Consider the following 19,606-nt stretch of genomic DNA (forward strand, 5'->3'; position numbering starts at 1 on the left):
TTCCTTATTTGTAGGCTTCAAAAATAACAACTAAATTATCTGCATATCGATCTACATTAATAGTAAAACCGTCAGCATTAAAGCTTACAATTGAAGCAGAAGTTATACCTAAACTATCACCATTTTGGTTTGAATATCTAATCCCGATACAGTGTGAGCTAGAAGAAAATCTTGAAATATCATTAATAGAGTTACCAGATCCACCGACATAAATCATCTGTTGGTCTATAATACTGTTATAATTTGTGACATAACCATTCATAGATCCAAAAGCATTAGAAATTCCACTATTATTATTACCTGTTCCGTTGTCAGAATTCAAATTATAAGTTTCAACATTAGCATGAGCTGTAAATTTTACTTGAGAAGGCTCAAAAGGTAAACCAGAAATGGTAACATTACCTGTACCTGTAATTCTAAATTTACCAAAATGAGATGTTCTTCCTAAATAAACACCATTGTCAGATCCACTAGTTAATTGGTTACCAGCATCTGTACTTACACTTGGATTATTGTTTACAGATGTCCAAATAGGAGCAGTACTTATTCCTATATTAAATTGAAGTTTGTTATCATCAGTATTAAAGATGATAAGTCCGTTAGCAGGGTTTGCAATTGCATCTCTTTCTGCAGAAGTCATTCTAGGAAATAATACACCTTTATCAGAACTTTCAATGTCTAAAATTGAAGAATTATCTGGATTTGAGGTGTTTATTCCAACTTGAGAGAAAGATAAAACTGAAGTTAGTAAAACTAAAACTAGGATGTTAATTTTTTTCATGACTATTAATTTACGCTTGTAAAAATAAACTTACATATTCCTTTTACGAAATTACAAGCCCCTTGGTTTCAGGTTTTTCGTTGATTTGTAAGAATAATTAGATAAAATGTTGATTAAGCAAAAATCTTCAAGAGATATTTAGCTATTTGTCTTACTTTTGCACGCTATGAAGCAAGAGATTCAAGATTTAGTAAACAAAGGTTTAATGCTTCCGTTAATGGAAGAATTTTATACCATACAAGGAGAAGGATATCATAAAGGCACAGCAGCTTACTTTGTAAGAATAGGTGGTTGTGATGTTGGTTGTCACTGGTGTGATGTTAAAGAAAGTTGGATTGCAGATCTACATCCACCTACAAAAACTGAGACTATTGTTGCTAATGCAAAAAAATATAGTGATACAGTAGTTGTTACAGGAGGAGAACCATTAACTTGGGACATGACAGAGCTTACAAAACAATTAAAGCAAGAAGGTTGTAAGATTCATATTGAAACATCAGGTGCTTATGAGCTAACAGGACAATGGGATTGGATATGTTTATCTCCAAAAAAGATGAAATTACCTACAAAAAAAGTTTACGAAAAAGCAGACGAGTTAAAAGTTATAATTTACAATAAAGATGACTTTAAATTTGCAGAAGAACAAGCCGCTAAAGTCAACGATAACTGCATTTTATACATGCAACCAGAATGGAGTAAAAGAGATAAAATGATACCATTAATTGTAGATTACGTAATGGCAAATCCTAAATGGAAAGTGTCATTGCAAACACATAAGTATCTCAATATCCCTTAAAATTAGTAACTTAGCAGCATGCTATTAATCATAATGTATATTATTAAGTGTGTAAATGTAATACAATATGATTAGAAATCACTACAACGAAAAATGGAAAGACATTGTTTTTGATAATGATATTTCCGAACAAATGACATTTAAAATATCTAACTACGGTAGACTAATAAAAGTAGTTAACGGTGAAGATGTTTTAATAGAAAAACAGTATTCTATAAACGGTTATAATACAGTATCTGTTGTTAAAAAGAAAGGGACAAAAACAGCAAGATACATCCATAAAATTGTAGCTCAACATTTTTTAGAAAAACCTGAAGATGCTAAGTATGTTATTCATTTAGATTATAACAAAATGAATAATAAAGTAGAAAACCTAAAATGGGCAACTAAACGAGAAAAAGAACTTCACCAATTCAAAAATCCCGATTACATTGCAAAAAATAGTGTTATCAAATACTCTAAGCTAACAGAAACACAAGCTATGCGCTTAAAGAAAAAACTATTAGATCCTAATAGGCGTACACGTTTAAAAATTCTAGCTAAGCAGTTTGGTGTTTCAGAAATGCAATTGCATCGTATAAAAACTGGTGAAAATTGGGGACATCTAAAAGTTTAATTTATTTAAACTCACACATTTTAACTAAAAAATGAAATAGTCTATCTTAAAATTTCATTTTTTATCAATTTTTTAAATTGAAATTACATTTTGTAAGCATAATAAGTATTTGTGTTTTAATACTGAAACATAAAACTAATATTTGTTATATCAATTAGTAATTAACGAATTTAAAATATTAAGATTATGTGTGGAATAGTATGTGCTTTCGATTTAAAGCAGAAAAGCGAAGATTTAAGACCTCAAATATTAGAAATGTCTAAAACTATTCGTCATCGTGGACCAGATTGGTCTGGTATATACAGTGACGATAAAGCTATTTTGGCACACGAACGTTTAGCTATTGTAGATCCAGCATCAGGAAAACAACCATTGTTTAGTCCTGATAAAAAACTGGTTTTGGCAGCTAATGGCGAAATCTACAACCATAGAGAGTTACGTAAGCAATTTGACGGTAAGTATAACTTTCAGACCGAAAGTGATTGCGAAGTTATCTTAGCACTTTATAAAGAAAAAGGAGTCGATTTTGTAGACGAAATGAACGGAATATTTGGTTTTGCAATTTATGATGTTGACAAAGACGAATATTTTATAGCAAGAGACCACATGGGGATTATTCCATTGTATATAGGTTGGGATCAAAACGGAACCTTTTATGTGGCTTCAGAATTAAAAGCTTTAGAAGGTATCTGCACTAAAATAGAATTATTTCCTCCTGGTCATTACATGTCAAGTAAAGATGGCGAGTTTGTTAAATGGTGGAATAGAGATTGGAGAGACTACGATAACGTAAAAGATAACGAAACTAGTATAACAAAAGTAAAAGAAGCTTTAGAAGCTGCTGTAAAAAGACAGTTAATGAGCGATGTGCCTTATGGAGTTTTATTATCTGGTGGATTGGATAGTTCTGTAACTTCTGCAATTGCAAAAAAATATGCACAATTACGTGTAGAGAGTGATGATAAACAAGCAGCATGGTATCCGCAACTACATAGTTTTTCTGTTGGATTAGAAGGCTCTCCAGATTTAGCAGCAGCACAAAAAGTAGCAGACCATATTGGTACTGTACATCACGAAATTAAATTCACAATTCAAGAAGGTTTAGATGCCATAAAAGATGTGATTTATAACATAGAAACCTACGATATTACCACTATTCGCTCTTCAACACCAATGTGTTTAATGGCAAGAGTAATTAAATCTATGGGAATCAAAATGGTACTTTCGGGTGAAGGAGCAGACGAGATTTTTGGTGGTTATTTATACTTCCATAAAGCACCAAATGCAAAAGAGTTTCATGAAGAAACTGTTCGCAAAATAGACAAATTACATATGTATGATTGTTTGCGAGCAAACAAAAGTTTAGCTGCTTGGGGTATTGAAGGACGTGTTCCATTTTTAGATAAAGAATTTATGGACGTAGCGATGAGTTTAAATCCAAAAGACAAAATGATTAATGGAGAACGTATGGAAAAATGGATTATCCGTAAAGCATTTGAAGATATGTTACCAGAAAGCGTTGCGTGGAGACAAAAAGAACAATTTAGTGACGGTGTTGGTTACAGCTGGATAGATACTTTAAAAGAAGTAGTAGAAAGAGAAGTAAGTGACGAGCAGATGGAAAATGCAAAATACCGTTTCCCAATCCAAACACCGCAAAACAAAGAAGAGTTTTATTATCGTTCTATTTTTGAAGAACACTTCCCAAGTGATGCTGCAGCATTAAGTGTACCACAAGAGGCAAGCGTAGCATGTAGTACAGCAACAGCTTTAGAATGGGATGAAGCATTTAAAAAAATGAATGAACCATCAGGAAGAGCAATAGCAAACGTTCACAACTCAGCATATTAATAAATAAAAGTATAGAATATTAATTATTTTTAGCTCCAAAATCTCGCTTCTGCGGGATTTTGTGTTTTTTTGAAAAAAATGAAATAAAAAAAATGACTAAAATCCATTTTAAGACACTTTTTAGTGCTTTTAAGACGTTTTTAGGTTTTTAACAATTGTTGATAATTTTAAGGCTAAGTAGATAAAAAAGCTTGAAAAAGGGCTTTTATTTCGTATATTTGTTTGTACTCATAAGAGGCGCTAAAGCGTCTTTTTTTATGTGTATAACTTTCTTTCAAAAAGAAAATTAAAAAGCAAATAACTAATAATTCGATATATGAGCGAAGAAAATAAAAAACAGTATTCCGCAGACAGTATTCAGGCATTAGAAGGAATGGAGCACGTACGTATGCGTCCTTCAATGTATATTGGAGATGTTGGAGTACGAGGTTTACACCACCTAGTATACGAGGTTGTGGACAACTCGATTGATGAGGCTTTAGCAGGACACTGTAACAATATTACAGTAACTATTAACGAAGACAATTCTATTACAACAGAAGATGACGGACGTGGTATTCCTGTAGATATTCATAAAAAAGAAGGAATTTCTGCATTAGAAGTTGTAATGACCAAAATTGGAGCTGGTGGTAAGTTTGATAAAGACTCATACAAAGTATCAGGTGGTTTACATGGTGTTGGTGTAAGTTGTGTTAACGCGTTATCAGAACACTTAAAAGCAACAGTACATCGTGATGGTAAGATTTGGGAGCAAGAATACGAAAGAGGAAAAACACTTTACCCTGTAAAAGCTGTTGGAGATACAGATAAAAGAGGTACAATTGTAACCTTTAAACCAGATCCAGAAATATTTAAGCAAACATTAGAGTATAGTTATGATACTTTAGCTAGTCGTTTACGTGAGTTGGCTTACTTAAATAAAGGAATAACTATCCATTTAATAGATAAACGTGCCAAAAAAGAAGATGGTAATTTTGAAGGAGAAACATTTCATTCAGAAGAAGGCCTTAAAGAGTTTATCAAGTTTTTAGATGGAAATAGAGAGCCTTTAATGCAAGAAGCTATCTCTTTTGAAGGAGAAAAAAATGGAGTGCCTGTTGAGGTAGCCATGATTTACAACACAAGTTATGCCGAAAACTTACACTCTTACGTAAATAATATTAATACACACGAAGGTGGTACACATTTATCAGGTTTTCGTCGTGGATTAACACATACCCTAAAAAAATATGCTGATGAATCTGGAATGTTGGATAAATTAAAATTTGACATTGCAGGTGATGATTTCCGTGAAGGACTTACAGCTATTGTTTCTGTTAAAGTAGCAGAACCACAATTTGAAGGTCAAACAAAAACAAAATTAGGTAACCGTGAAGTTTCTGCATCTGTAAGTCAAGCAGTGTCAGAAATGTTAACCGATTATCTAGAAGAACATCCAGATACAGCCAAGACCATAGTGCAAAAAGTGATTTTAGCAGCTCAAGCACGTCACGCTGCTCAAAAAGCGCGCGAAATGGTACAGCGTAAAACAGTAATGAGCATTGGTGGATTACCTGGTAAATTATCAGACTGTTCAGAGCAAGATCCAGCACAATGTGAAGTGTTTCTTGTTGAGGGAGATTCGGCAGGTGGTACTGCAAAACAAGGAAGAGATAGAAAGTTTCAAGCTATTCTACCATTAAGAGGTAAAATCTTAAACGTAGAAAAAGCAATGACACATAAAGTTTTTGAAAACGAAGAAATTAAAAACATTTTCACAGCTTTAGGTGTAACTATAGGTACAGAAGAAGATAGTAAAGCTTTAAACCTTTCTAAATTAAGATATCATAAGATTGTAATTATGTGTGATGCCGATATTGATGGTAGTCACATTGCAACATTAATCTTAACATTTTTCTTTAGATACATGAAAGAATTAATCGAAGCTGGTCACGTATACATAGCAACACCGCCACTTTACTTAATTAAAAAAGGTGCTAAGAAACAATATGCTTGGAATGATAAAGAACGTGATGCAATCGTTAAAGAATTTGGAGAATCTTCAAAAATCCAAAGATATAAAGGTCTTGGAGAGATGAATGCAGAACAACTTTGGGATACAACAATGAATCCAGAATTTAGAACATTACGTCTAGTGCAAATAGATAATGGTACAGAAGCAGATCGAGTATTTTCTATGCTAATGGGAGATGAAGTTCCGCCACGTAGAGAATTTATAGAGAAGAATGCTATTTATGCAAATATAGATGCTTAATTAGATATTTAAATGAATATTAAAAACACCTGAAAATTATATTTCAGGTGTTTTTTTTGTTTTATACAAAATAATTTTCTGTAGAAGTTAACAGATTAGTTTTAAGCTTAATTTAACCTAATATTTTGATGTTTTCGGTTAATTCTTCGGGTTAAATTGTTAAATTTGTAGGATAAATTAATTAACACAATTAAAAATATATAACATGAAAGTAACAGTAGTTGGTGCAGGTGCAGTTGGTGCAAGTTGTGCAGAGTATATTGCTATTAAAAACTTCGCTTCAGAAGTTGTTTTATTAGACATTAAAGAAGGTTTTGCAGAAGGTAAAGCAATGGATTTAATGCAAACAGCATCTTTAAATGGTTTTGATACAAAAATTACAGGTGTAACAAACGATTATTCTAAAACAGCAGATAGTGATATTTGTGTAATTACATCAGGTATACCTCGTAAGCCAGGTATGACTCGTGAAGAGTTAATAGGCATCAATGCTGGTATTGTTAAATCTGTATCTTCTAGTCTTATAGAGCAATCTCCTAATACGATTATAATTGTAGTTAGTAACCCAATGGATACTATGACTTACTTAGTACACAAAACTACAGATTTACCAAAAAACAGAATTATCGGTATGGGTGGAGCTTTAGATTCTGCACGTTTCAAGTATAGACTAGCAGAAGCTTTAGAGTGTCCAATTAGCGATGTAGACGGTATGGTAATAGGTGGGCATTCAGATAAAGGTATGGTGCCATTAACATCTCATGCTACAAGAAATAGTATTAAGGTTTCAGAATTTATTTCAGAAGAAAGATTAAATCAAGTAAAAGAAGATACTAAAGTAGGAGGAGCAACATTAACAAAGTTATTAGGGACTTCTGCATGGTATGCACCAGGAGCAGCTGTATCTGGATTAGTTCAAGCAATTGCTTGTGACCAAAAGAAAATGTTCCCATGTTCAACTTTATTAGATGGAGAATACGGATTAAATGACTTATGTATTGGTGTGCCAGTAATTTTAGGACGCAACGGAATTGAAAAAGTTGTAGAGATTGAACTTAGCGATGCAGAAAAAGCACATATGAAAGAAAGTGCAGAAGGTGTGTCTAAAACTAATGGTTTATTAGAATTATAAGATTTTATTAAATAATACAACTAAGCCTCATAAAGTTTTTACTTTATGAGGCTTTTTTATTTTATAAAATCTGTATTAATTAAAAACAATTTCAGTACATTACAACATTCAATAATTAAAAATAAAATAATGAAAAAATTAATTTTTATACTTCTAGCATCATTCAGTTTAGTAAGTGTTGCTCAAGAAGAATTAAAAGAAGGAGTAATCTCTTCAAAAATGACAATGTCTAGTGATAATGCAGAGATGAACTCGCAATTACAAATGATGGGCGAAACTAAAATTACGACATATTTTACAGAAGATAGAGTAAGAGCAGAAACTAGTAGCCCAATGTCTGGTGAGTCTATTACAATAGTAGATAAGGAAAAAGAAAAAGTTTTAACCTTAATAAGCTCTCCAATGTACGGTAAAAAATATACAATGACCGATTATGAAGCACCAGAAGACTTAGGCGATGATATTAAAATTACTAAAGGAGATCAAACAAAAACTATTTTAGGATATGATTGCCAACAATACAATGTAACAATGAAGGCTGATGGTGTAGATATGACTATGGAGATATTTGCTACAGATCAAATTAAAGCTCAGACTCAAGAAACGTCTCAGTTTGGAGACGAGTTAGATGGTTTTCCTTTATTTATGAAAATAAACGTACTTCAGCAAGGTATGAAAATGACCTTGTTGTACGATGTTACAGAAGTTAAAAGCGAGGCTGTTCCAAATGAGTTATTTAATTTAACTCCACCAGAAGGTTATTCTAAAATGGAGGATCAGTAAAGATTTGTTTTATAAAATTTAAATAAAAAAGAGTAACATTCGTTGCTCTTTTTTATTTGTAAAAAACCTCAAAATCAGCCTTTTTAAAGACTTAATTTTTTATATTTGGCACTTATGAAAACAAAATGGTACATCAGTGCTCTAATTGTTGTTCTAGCTGTATTTGGAGTTTTACAAAACCAAGCTTCTTTACCAAATCAAGAAGTACATATTCGTTTTGAAGATCAAACAGTAACGTTAGAACAATCAGAACAAACAATTGCTTTAATACAAGAGCAATTGCAGGCTATTGATGTTACTAATATAGTTGTAGAAAAGGACGCTAATGACCAATTAAAAATAAGTTATCACAGTAACTTAGATGTTGTTGTTATTAAGTCTTTACTTTCAAAAGCATTACAGATAGAGATAGCATCAAGCTATTTAAATTTAGAAGAAAATCAAAGTAATCTACCTAAAAAAACTAGCAAAAAAGGATTTGATTTTGATGTTTATGAGATTAAAACGTCTTCAAAAAATCAAAATAATTCTGCTGGAAAAAGTATAATTGTAACTAAGCAAGATTACGATCGTTCTTCTAATACAAATCTTCCGTTTTACTTAGATGCTTTTGTAGCAATCGATTTTCTTAATATTTCGGTTTTAAAACAAAACTTTTCAAGTCAATATCATTTGACTTTTAGTAATAAAACTTACACTATACCAGAGGTTAGAGCAGGACCTTTTTCATTTCAATCTTAATAAAAAAAGGAATTCAACCTTTACAAGCTTTTAGCTAAAAAATCATTTTAAACATTATAATTGTCAATTATTAAGGGAAAAATTATATTTGCCCGATTTATAAAATTGACCAAAAATTAACAAACAATGCAAAACAAAGGATTAATAAAACTATTTGCAGTTTTATTTGGATTGGTAAGTATTTACCAGCTGTCTTTCACATTTAAAAATAATGCGGTAGAGAGCGAAGCTACACAGATAGCAGAACAAAAAATAGATGCGTCTGCAGAGGATCGTAGCGCAAAAGTAAACGAATATGCAGCAAGATATTTAGACTCTTTAGCAACATCTAAAGAAAGTGTTTTCTTAGGAAGTGATTATTCTGAAGTTAAAGAAAATTCAATGAAGTTAGGTCTTGACCTTAAAGGAGGTTTAGAAGCTATCTTACAAATTTCTGTAAAAGACATCTTAATTGGTCTTGCAGACGGAAGTACAGATCCAACTTTTAGAAAAGCATTAGATGATGCAGATGAAATTCAGAAAAATAGCCAAAATACATATTTAGAAGATTTCTTTGTTGCTTTTGACGCTATCAAAGGAGATAAAAAATTAGCATCTCCAGATATCTTTGCAACACGTTCTTTAGTAGGTGAGATTGATCTTAATATGTCTGATGACGAAACTAAAGTAGTTTTAGAAACAAAAATAGACGAGTCTATTGTTTCTGCTTTTGAAGTATTACGTAAGCGTATTGACGAGTTTGGTGTAACGTCTCCAAATATACAACGTTTAGGTAACTCTGGTCGTGTATTATTAGAATTACCAGGTGTTAAAGATGTAGAAAGAGCTACAGATTTAATAACAACAACAGCACAATTAGAGTTTTGGTATGGTTCAAACTCTCAATTATTTAGTCAATTTTTACTTGATGCTAATGAAGTATTGAAAGCAAAAGAAGGAGAAGCTAAAGCAGATCAAGCAACTGCAGATCAAGAAGAGATGACTGATGAGGAAAAAGCTATTGCAGACCTAACAGGAGAAGAAGATGAAACAGTTGTAGAAAACAATCCTTTATTAGACCTTTTTGTTGGTCCTGGTTTTGGGGCAACTTTAGCACAAGTTAGAGTAGAAGATAAAGAGCAAGTAGCTAAACTTTTAGCTATGCCAGAGGTAAGAGCAAAATTACCTGCAGAGTTACGTTACACAAAATTTGTATTTGGTAAAGCAACAGAAGATAGCGAAGTTGTAGACTTATATGTTTTACAAGGTAATAGAGATGGAGAGCCACCATTAAGTGGTGCAGTAGTTACAGACGCGCGTCAAACTTACAATCAAGCAAACAAAGTTGTTGTAAGTATGCAAATGAACAGTAAAGGAGCTAAGATTTGGGAAGAAATGACCGGAGAAGCTTACAAAACTCAAGGTCAAATTGCAGTGGTTTTAGATAACACAGTATACTCTGCACCAACAGCTTCTAACGGAGCAATTGCTGGAGGTAGTACAGAAATTTCTGGAGACTTTACTTTAAGAGAAGCAACAGATTTAGCAAACGTTTTACGTGCTGGTAAATTACCTGCAAAAGCAGATATTATTCAAAGTAGTATAGTTGGTCCTTCTTTAGGTCAAGAAGCTATTGATAGTGGTACAATGTCTTTTGGTATTGCTTTAGCTTTAGTGTTATTATGGATGGTTTTCTATTATGGTAAAGCTGGTATATTCTCAGACATCGCAATGTTATTCAATATCTTATTAATCTTCGGGATTTTATCGGGTATTGGTGCAGTGTTAACGTTACCTGGTATTGCTGGTATCGTATTAACAATAGGTATGTCGGTAGATGCTAACGTACTTATTTTTGAACGTATTAGAGAAGAATTAAGTAAAGGTAAAGATCAAAAATCTGCAATTAATGACGGATTTAGTAACGCTTTATCATCAATCTTAGATGCTAACATAACTACAGGTTTAACAGCATTAATCTTATTTGTGTTTGGTACAGGACCAATTAAAGGGTTTGCAACTACATTATTAATTGGTATTGGTACATCTTTATTTACAGCAATTTTTATTACAAGATTATTAATTGACTGGTATGTAAATAAAGGCGGTAAATTAGATTTCTCTACAGGTGTAACTAAAAACTTGTTCAGAAATATTAATATCGAATTCCTTAAAAAGCGTAAAGTAGCTTACATTATTTCAGGAGCTTTATTAATAGTAAGTTTAGGGTCTTTATTTACTAATGGGTTAGATCAAGGTATTGACTTTGTTGGAGGACGTACTACGCAAGTGCGTTTTGCAGAGCCAGTTAGCGCTGTTGAGGTAGAAGAGGCTTTAGCAACACCAGAAGTGTTTGGAAGTGCATCTGTAAAAACTGTAGGAGACGAGAATAACTTAAAAATCTCTACAAAATATAAGATTAACGAAACTGCTAACGAAGTAGACGAAGAAGTAAGAGAAAAACTATACAACGCGTTACAGCCTTATTTAAACGGTCAATCTTTTGAAGAGTTTAAAGACCTTTCTAAAGCAGACAAGCAAATAGGTATTATGGATCAATACAAAGTAAGTCCATCAATCGCAGATGATATTAAACAAGCATCTTTCTGGGCTGTATTAGGATCTTTAGTAGTGGTATTCTTATATATCTTATTCCGTTTTAAAAGATGGCAATTCTCTCTTGGTGCAGTAGCGGCTGTTTTCCATGATGTTATTATTGTATTAGGTGTATTCTCATTAACATACAAGTTTATGCCATTCTCAATGGAAATTGATCAAGCATTTATTGCAGCAATTCTTACCGTAATCGGTTACTCGTTAAACGATACCGTGGTTGTATTTGACCGTATCCGTGAGTTCTTTAACGAGCATACCAATTGGCCATTTACAGAAGTAATTGACAAATCATTAAGCAGTACATTAAGCCGTACATTAAATACCTCTTTAACTACATTAGTAGTATTATTAGCTATCTTTATTTTTGGTGGCGAATCTATTAGAGGATTTATGTTTGCCTTAATCGTAGGTGTAATTGTAGGTACATATTCATCATTATTTATCGCAACACCAATCATGTTTGATACTGCTAAAAAAGGAGGCGCAGCAGACGCTTTAAAAAAGAAAGAAGAAGTAATTGATGAAACTGTTGTAAAATAGTCCTTCAAACTCCAAATAATAAAAAAGCCTTTTTGCATTAGTAAAAAGGCTTTTTTTATGCAATTACTTTGGGCGTTACCCACTTTTGCTTTAGGGCAAAAGTGCGTCGGGCTTTCGCTAGTCGCAATCAAAGATGTGCTCCAACAATAGCTCAATCCCTAACGCATAGATCAACTTAATCTTAAGCCTAATAAATATAAATTAAAAATCAATTAATTAATAAACCTGCGTTAATTCTATTTATAACTAAAGCATAAATACTATATTTACAATCGCAAAAAAAATAGTATGTACGCATTAAAATTTGACTGGAATCCAATAACAGGAATAGATATAGCAGGAAACTTCAAAATTCATTTTTATAGTTTAATGTGGATTATAGCATTTGTTTTAGGACATAAAATAATGAGCTATATCTTTAAGCGCGAAAAAATAAAATTAGAATATCTTGATCCTTTATTTATTTACACAGTTTTAGCTACTATGTTAGGTGCAAGATTAGGTCATGTTATATTTTACCAACCAGAACTATTTAGTCAAGATTTTTTAAGCATTTTTCTACCAATACGCACCAAACCAGAATTCGAGTTTACAGGCTTTCAAGGGTTAGCAAGTCACGGTGCAGCAATAGGTATTATTATAGGTATGTATTTATACCGTAAAAAATATAAATACAAATCATTAATGTGGATTTTAGATCGTATTGTAATACCTGTAGCTTCTGGAGCTATATTTATTAGAATAGGTAATTTTATAAATTCAGAAATTATTGGTAAAGTAACAGACTCTAGCTTAGGTGTACGCTTTGTGCAAGACTATTATCACAAGTCAGAAATTGTAAAGCTAACAGGTATTCAAGACGTAAAAAAAGCTTACGCAGCAGTAACAGATAACCCAAAATTTGCCACTCTTTTAGAAGCTGTTCCGTATCGCCACGCTGCTCAGTTATATGAGTCTTTTAGTTATATTTTTGTGTTTTTAATTCTGTTATATTTTTATTTAAAAACTAATAAAGGAGAACAACGTGGTTTCTTATTTGGTCTGTTTTTAGTATTGCTTTGGACAGTAAGATTTTTTGTAGAGTTTGTAAAAGAAGCCCAAAATCCAGAACGTGCAGATTGGTTGTTAAATACAGGACAATTATTAAGTATTCCGTTTATACTTATAGGCTTATATTTTATGTTCACTTTTAAACCAAAAAAAACTAATATCTAATGAGATTTTACAAGCCACTAATTGTAATTATAGTTTTTGCTATTTGTATTACTTCATGTAAAGATGAAAAGAAAATAATAGAGCAAGTTAAAGTTGAATTTAAAAAAGAAGGAGAACTAACTTTCTTTAAAGGTACAACAGATACCATAATTAAAATCTTTGATATAGAGATAGCAAAAACTCCTTACCAAATCCAAACAGGCTTAATGTATCGCGACGGAATGGAAGATAACCAAGGTATGTTATTTGTGTTTCCTGATGTGAGAGAACGTAGTTTTTACATGAAAAACACACGTTTTCCTTTAGATTTAATTTTTATAGATCACAATAAGCGTATTGTTAGTTTTCAAGAAAACGCTCAACCTTTTGATGAGTCATCTTTACCGTCACAAACAAAAGCTCAATTTGTATTAGAGGTTAATGCTGGTGTTGCAGAAAAATTATTGCTTGAAGTTGGTGATAAAATGGACTATTACGAATATAGAATTGTAAAAGATACTATACCTTTTAAGCAATAGGTTAATTTTATATAGAGTAGTTATTCTTTTTCTTTTTTTGGAGGTACTGGATCAAACCCTTTACCACCAAAAGGATGACAGCTAAAAATTCTTTTTATACTTAACCAGCCACCTTTTATTAACCCATGTGTTATCAAAGCTTCCTTAGTGTAATGTGAGCATGTTGGTTGATATCTACAAGTATTTGGTGTAAATGGAGATATAAAAGTTTGATAGACTTTTATAAGAAATAAAAAAGGTTTGATAATCAGTTTTTTCATTGTTAAAAATGAAAAATCCTCTCATGTAGAGAGGATTTAATATTAATTTGTAGTAAAGGTTGTACCGTCTTTACCATCTTTAAGTTTTATGCCTACTTCGGCTAATTCGTCTCTAATTTTATCACTTAAAGCAAAGTCTTTATTAGCTCTTGCTTCTTGACGTAATTTTATTAAAAGCTCTACAGTTCCCGATAGTTTGTCAGTACCTGTATTAGTTTGAATAGTATCGTCTTTTAATCCTAAAATATCAAAAGTGAAATCGTTAATGGTTTTTGTAAGCGTCTCTAAATCTTCTTTAGTTATTGTTACTGTACCATCTTTTATTTGATTGATATATTTTACAGCTTCAAAAAGGTTGGCTATTAAAATTGGTGTGTTAAAATCGTCATTCATAGCATCAAAACACTTTTGTTTCCAAGCATTAATATCGATGCTACTTTTATCAGAAGTTTTTAATTCTGATAAAGACTTAACAGCTTCCATTAATCTGTTATATCCTTTTTCTGCAGCTAATAAACCATCGTTTGTAAAATCTAAAACACTTCTATAATGTGCTTGTAGCATAAAGAAACGAGCAACGCTTGGTGTAAATGCTTTAGTAATATGTGGGTTGTCTCCTGTAAAAATTTCATTTGGTAAAATAAAATTGCCGGTTGACTTTGCCATTTTTTTACCATTCATGATTAGCATGTTAGCATGCATCCAATAGTTAACTGGAGATTTTCCTTTTGCTGCTTGGTTTTGAGCAATTTCGCACTCGTGGTGTGGGAATTTTAAATCCATTCCGCCACCATGTATATCAAAATGTTCGCCTAAATATTTAGTGCTCATAGCTGTACACTCTAAGTGCCAACCAGGAAAACCATCACTCCAAGGAGATGGCCAACGCATAATGTGAGCAGGTTCTGCTTTTTTCCAAAGTGCAAAATCTTGAGGGTTTTTCTTATCAGATTGCCCATCAAGTTCACGTGTGTTGTGTATTAGGTCTTCAAGTTTACGCTTACTTAAAATTCCGTATTCATTACTTTCGTTGTACTTATGTACATCAAAATAAACAGAGCCATTTACTTCATAAGCAAAACCATTGTCAATTATTGTTTTAATAAGTTCTATTTGCTCAATAATATGACCTGTTGCAGTTGGTTCTATACTTGGTGGTAAAAAATTAAAAGTATTTAGAATATTATGAAAATCTACTGTGTAACGTTGTACAACTTCCATAGGTTCTATTTCTTCTAAACGTGCTTTTTTAGCAATACGGTCTTCACCAACATCTGCATCATTCTCTAAATGTCCAGCATCTGTAATATTTCGTACATATCTTACTTTGTAACCTAAATATTTTAAATATCTAAAAATAACATCAAAAGACATAAATGTTCTAACGTTACCTAGGTGTACATTACTGTAAACGGTTGGTCCACAAACGTACATACCAACGCTACCTTCATGTATTGATTTAAATTGCTCTTTTTCTCCTGTTAAAGAGTTGTATATTTTAATATTTTGGTTTTGGTAAAGTTGCATGATTGATACTAAAATTTAGTCTCTAATTTGATGTAATCTAAAAATTCGCGTTTAGTTTCTTTGTTTTTAAAAGCGCCTCCAAACTCAGAAGTTACGGTGCTACTTTCAATATCTCTAATACCTCTAGAGTTTACGCATAAATGCTTAGCATCAATAACACATGCTACATCCTCTGTACCTAAAACGTCTTGTAATTCTTTTACTATTTGAATGGTTAAACGTTCTTGTACCTGTGGTCGTTTTGCGTAATAATCTACAATACGATTCATTTTAGAAAGCCCAACTACACTTCCATTAGAAATGTAAGCGACATGAGCGCGTCCTACTATTGGTAACAAATGATGCTCGCAAGTAGAGTATACAGTGATGTTTTTTTCAACCAACATTTCTCCATATTGATATTTGTTATCAAATGTTGATGCGTTAGGTTTTTTATCTGGGTTTAATCCACCAAAAATTTCGTTTACAAACATTTTTGCTACTCGGTTAGGTGTCCCTTTTAGACTGTCGTCTGTTAGGTCTAAACCTAGGGTATTCATTATGTTTGTTACGTCTTTTTTTATACTTTCTATTTTTTCTTTGTCAGAAATTGTAAAAGCATCAGGTCTAAGCGGTGTGTCATGACTTGTGCCTATATGGTTTTCGCCAATAGGATCATTGTTGTCTATGTTTTCTACAGAGTTATCAATCTTCATTTATATAAAAAATGTGATGTTTAAAATAGTTTGCAAAGATAATCAATTATTAAAATCTAATAGTTTAATTAAGGTTAATAATTAGCAAGTTTTAAACTTAATAGCATTGAAAAGTAAATTACATTCTTTAATTAACATAATGTTTATTAAAAATTTCTTAATTTTCCGTCTTAATTTATTATTTCAGAAAATACTATGAGACGTATATTATTGCTAATATCTTTTTTTGCGATTGTTTTTACTGTGCAAAACGTTAATGCTCAAAACAATAGAAAATTAAAAACGCAGCCAGTTAAATATGGAGATAATTTAGAAGCTCCTTTTACTGCAAAAGAATTAGGGATGCTTAAAGAAGTTTATCAAGACAAATTAGAAAAATATGTTTTGAGTAGACCACAAAAAATTAAGGATTTAAAACATTTATTAAGAAATAGATTATTAATTACAAAGCTACCTCATTATAACTCAAAAAGTAAAGTGACTCTACTTTCAACGGTTGGTTTGTTCAATAATTATAATAAAGAGCTTAAAAGAGACCAATCTTTTGATATTAACACATTTAATCCTTTAAAATATAATTTAGAATTTTTTAAAGTTGGTTCTGCGATATACAGAATTGATAATACACAATATTATATTGTTATAAAGGCTCAAAATTTAAAAAAATAATTAGTCGCTAGATTTTACTTTCAAACTACTACAAAATGAAAAAGTTTTTACTTACTATAACTCTATTACTAAATGTTGTCTTTGTGTTTTCTCAAGACATAATTATGCAAACCACAACTGTAAGTCAATGTGGAGGCGTATTTTATGATTCAGGTGGAAGTGCAGGTAACTACGCTAATGATGAAAGTTTTATATTAACTATATGTCCAGATACTGCTGGACAGCAGGTACAATTAGATTTTGTTGCTTTTAGCACCCAAAATGGTACTGATGAAATGACGATTTATGACGGCGATAGCACAGCAGCAAATGCTTTTGGAACATTCTCTGGTGGTGGAGCTTCAGCAAACCCAGGTTTTGTTTCTGCTACACCAAACAATCCAACAGGATGTCTTACTATCGAATTCACATCAGATGCTTCTGCTAATACAACAGGTTGGGAAGCAAATGTATCTTGTTATGAACCATGTCAAACTATTGTTTCGCAATTGGATTCATCTTCACCAGCTCCAAATGGAGATGGATATATAAGAGTTTGTCCAGGAGACCCTATAACATTAAACGGAAGTGCTAACTTTTCTGTAGATGGTACTGGAGCAACGTACGAATGGGATTTAGGAGATGGAAATACAGTTTCTGGTCAAACAGCAACTTTTTCTTACCCTAATCCAGGTGTGTATATTGTGAATTTAAATGTTACAGATACAAATACAGATCCTGATCCATCGGGTTGTAGTAATACCAATTTAATCAATCAAGTTATTCAAGTAAGTACAGAGCCTGACTTTACAGGTACAGCAGCCTCTGCTTCAACAGCATGTTTTGGAGAACAGGTAACCTTAACGGGAGTAGCAAATCAAGTAGAATTTATTAATGATTGTACTCCGCCAGTTAGTGGTACAACATTTTTACCTGATGGTTCAGGAGCAACATACCAAACATGTGTAACAGTTGATTGTTACGAATCTTCATTAACATTAACGGATGTAAATCAAATTGTTGCAATTTGTGTTAACATGGAGCATTCTTATATGGGAGATTTAGATATTAATATTATAAGTCCAAATGGTCAAACAGCTGTGCTTAAAGGTTACCCAGGAGGTAATGGTACATACCTAGGAGGAGCAAATGACGATGGGACTAATACACCAGGTACAGGTGCAGATTACTGTTTCTCTAGTACAGGGACAGTAACTATAGAAAATGGACCAACAATTACTGCTGGTTCTAATCCTCCAAATAATTCTATTACACCAGGAACTTATCTTCCTGAAGGAAATCTATCTGACTTATTAGGAAGTCCTTTAAACGGAGATTGGTGTATAGAAATAATAGATAATTTATCAATTGATAATGGTTATATTTTTTCATGGAGTATCGAGTTTGATCCTACATTACAACCACCAGAATATTCTTTTACACCAGTAACAACATCAGAAGCTTGGGATTCAGACCCTTCTATTGTTAGTACGTCAGGAAATGATATTACTGTTCAGCCTTCTACGCCCGGTCAACATTGTTATACTTACAGAGTTTTAAATGATTTTGGATGTGAATATACAGAGACAGTTTGTATTGATGTTTATCCAGAAGTAGATAATGGAGAACCAGATGATTTATTTATGTGTAATCCAGGAGCGCCACCTTATATTTTTGATTTAACAGAAAATGACACTCCGATATTAGCGCCATCAGCAATTCCTTCAGATTTAGTTATAACTTATCATGAAAGTCAGGCAGACGCAGATGCTGATACTAATCCAATACCAACACCAGATACTTACACGACAACAGCTACTTTAGGTAATCCTCAAACTATCTATGTTAGAGTAGAGTATTTAAATACAGGTTGTTATGAGTCGGAAACGTTTACTTTAAATATTACAGCTCAACCTACAATCAATCCAGCGTCAGATATGGTAGTTTGTGATGATCCGAGTAATGATGGTGTAGAGCCATTTGATTTAGAGAGTCAGACGCCATTTATATTAGGGACACAGGCAGCCTCAGATTATGTAGTGACGTATCATAATAGTTTTGCAGAGGCAGATTCAGACACAAACGCATTAACGAGTCCTTATGTAGGCGGACCAAACGAGCCAATCTATGTAAGAATAGAGGCATCGGGAGATGCGACGTGTTATAGTGCAACTGCGATGCCATTATTTAATTTAATAGTAAATGCCAATGACGATTCAAGTTTTACAGCGACACCAACGTGTGATGGCGCAGTAATGAGTAATGTCGTAACGCCAGGCGGAACCTTTGCATTAACAACAACGGGAGCAATGATAGATTCAGCAACAGGAACAGTAACAGGTGCTGCATCCGGATCCACACATACCGTAACCTATACAACAACAGGTACATGTCCAACGACAACTACGGTAAACTTTACAGTATTAACAACAGACGATCCAACTTTCACGATGCAACCAACGTGTGATGGAGCTGTAGTAGATAGTTCAGTATCATCAGGCGGAACCTATGCTTTTAATCCATTACCAGGCGACGGAGCGCTAATAGATTCAGGTACAGGAACGATTACAAACGGTACATCAGGAGCAACCTATACAGTAGAACATACTACAAGTGGAGTATGTCCAGCATCCACAACAGTAGATGTAACAGTA

16 protein-coding genes are annotated in these 19,606 nt (G+C 32.6%); 12 read left to right on the forward strand and 4 right to left on the reverse strand.

Annotated features, from left to right (window positions below; genetic code table 11):
• Positions 1-4: 4 nt before the first annotated feature.
• Entirely contained in the window at positions 5-781 is a 777-nt protein-coding gene (locus tag WA340_RS09165) for a hypothetical protein (protein WP_336128625.1), read from the reverse strand.
• Positions 782-947: 166 nt separating this feature from the next.
• Between WA340_RS09165 and WA340_RS09170 the strand changes: the two genes are divergently transcribed.
• The 10 genes from WA340_RS09170 to WA340_RS09215 all read left to right on the forward strand — a co-directional run bounded on the left by WA340_RS09170 (position 948) and on the right by WA340_RS09215 (position 13,822).
• Positions 948-1,577: a 7-carboxy-7-deazaguanine synthase QueE gene (locus tag WA340_RS09170; RefSeq protein ID WP_223076202.1), complete on the forward strand. Its 630-nt coding sequence runs from the start codon at positions 948-950 to the stop codon at positions 1,575-1,577.
• A gap of 67 nt (positions 1,578-1,644) precedes the next feature.
• A complete protein-coding gene (locus WA340_RS09175; RefSeq protein ID WP_027880169.1) occupies positions 1,645-2,193 on the forward strand; it encodes an HNH endonuclease in 549 nt (182 codons plus the stop codon).
• Between the two features lie 186 nt (positions 2,194-2,379).
• Complete coding sequence (gene asnB, locus WA340_RS09180; RefSeq protein WP_336128628.1) at positions 2,380-4,044, forward strand: asparagine synthase B; 1,665 nt, start codon at positions 2,380-2,382, stop codon at positions 4,042-4,044.
• A 316-nt stretch (positions 4,045-4,360) separates the two neighbouring features.
• Positions 4,361-6,298 carry a DNA topoisomerase (ATP-hydrolyzing) subunit B gene (gene gyrB, locus WA340_RS09185; protein ID WP_027880167.1) on the forward strand — a complete coding sequence of 646 codons (1,938 nt, stop codon included), beginning with the start codon at positions 4,361-4,363 and terminating at the stop codon, positions 6,296-6,298.
• A gap of 205 nt (positions 6,299-6,503) precedes the next feature.
• The gene (mdh, locus tag WA340_RS09190) at positions 6,504-7,430 is read left to right on the forward strand and encodes a malate dehydrogenase (protein ID WP_027880166.1); all 927 of its coding nucleotides are present in this window, start codon (positions 6,504-6,506) and stop codon (positions 7,428-7,430) included.
• Positions 7,431-7,559: 129 nt separating this feature from the next.
• A complete protein-coding gene (locus WA340_RS09195; protein ID WP_027880165.1) occupies positions 7,560-8,213 on the forward strand; it encodes a DUF4412 domain-containing protein in 654 nt (217 codons plus the stop codon).
• A 114-nt stretch (positions 8,214-8,327) separates the two neighbouring features.
• Positions 8,328-8,954, forward strand: a complete 627-nt coding sequence (locus WA340_RS09200; protein WP_336128632.1) for a hypothetical protein — start codon at positions 8,328-8,330, stop codon at positions 8,952-8,954.
• 126 nt (positions 8,955-9,080) lie between these two features.
• The gene (gene secDF / locus WA340_RS09205; protein ID WP_336128635.1) at positions 9,081-12,089 is read left to right on the forward strand and encodes a protein translocase subunit SecDF; all 3,009 of its coding nucleotides are present in this window, start codon (positions 9,081-9,083) and stop codon (positions 12,087-12,089) included.
• Positions 12,090-12,377: 288 nt separating this feature from the next.
• Positions 12,378-13,304, forward strand: coding sequence for a prolipoprotein diacylglyceryl transferase (gene lgt, locus WA340_RS09210; RefSeq protein WP_336128636.1), 927 nt, complete (start codon positions 12,378-12,380; stop codon positions 13,302-13,304).
• Positions 13,304-13,822, forward strand: coding sequence for a DUF192 domain-containing protein (locus tag WA340_RS09215; protein WP_336128637.1), 519 nt, complete (start codon positions 13,304-13,306; stop codon positions 13,820-13,822). Before lgt ends, WA340_RS09215 begins: the two co-directional genes overlap by 1 nt.
• 20 nt (positions 13,823-13,842) lie before the next feature.
• Here WA340_RS09215 and yidD read toward each other — a convergent pair whose 3' ends face one another.
• From yidD to folE, 3 genes are read right to left on the reverse strand one after another with little or no spacing between them, the layout of a single operon-like run.
• Complete coding sequence (gene yidD, locus WA340_RS09220; protein ID WP_027880160.1) at positions 13,843-14,082, reverse strand: membrane protein insertion efficiency factor YidD; 240 nt, start codon at positions 14,080-14,082, stop codon at positions 13,843-13,845.
• Positions 14,083-14,124: 42 nt separating this feature from the next.
• On the reverse strand, positions 14,125-15,609 hold the full coding sequence (gene cysS / locus WA340_RS09225; RefSeq protein ID WP_336128638.1) for a cysteine--tRNA ligase: 1,485 nt from the start codon (positions 15,607-15,609) through the stop codon (positions 14,125-14,127).
• Between the two features lie 8 nt (positions 15,610-15,617).
• A complete protein-coding gene (gene folE / locus WA340_RS09230) occupies positions 15,618-16,304 on the reverse strand; it encodes a GTP cyclohydrolase I FolE (protein ID WP_336128639.1) in 687 nt (228 codons plus the stop codon).
• A gap of 195 nt (positions 16,305-16,499) precedes the next feature.
• Here folE and WA340_RS09235 point away from each other — a divergent pair, with 195 nt between their 5' ends.
• Both WA340_RS09235 and WA340_RS09240 read left to right on the forward strand, forming a co-directional pair.
• Positions 16,500-16,973 carry a hypothetical protein gene (locus WA340_RS09235; RefSeq protein ID WP_336128641.1) on the forward strand — a complete coding sequence of 158 codons (474 nt, stop codon included), beginning with the start codon at positions 16,500-16,502 and terminating at the stop codon, positions 16,971-16,973.
• A gap of 35 nt (positions 16,974-17,008) precedes the next feature.
• Positions 17,009-19,606, forward strand: a 2,598-nt coding sequence (locus tag WA340_RS09240) for a PKD domain-containing protein (protein WP_336128643.1), incomplete at its 3' end; no start/stop codon positions are given.

Source organism: Mesoflavibacter sp. CH_XMU1422-2, assembly GCF_037029245.1.
GTDB classification, from domain to species: domain Bacteria; phylum Bacteroidota; class Bacteroidia; order Flavobacteriales; family Flavobacteriaceae; genus Mesoflavibacter; species Mesoflavibacter zeaxanthinifaciens.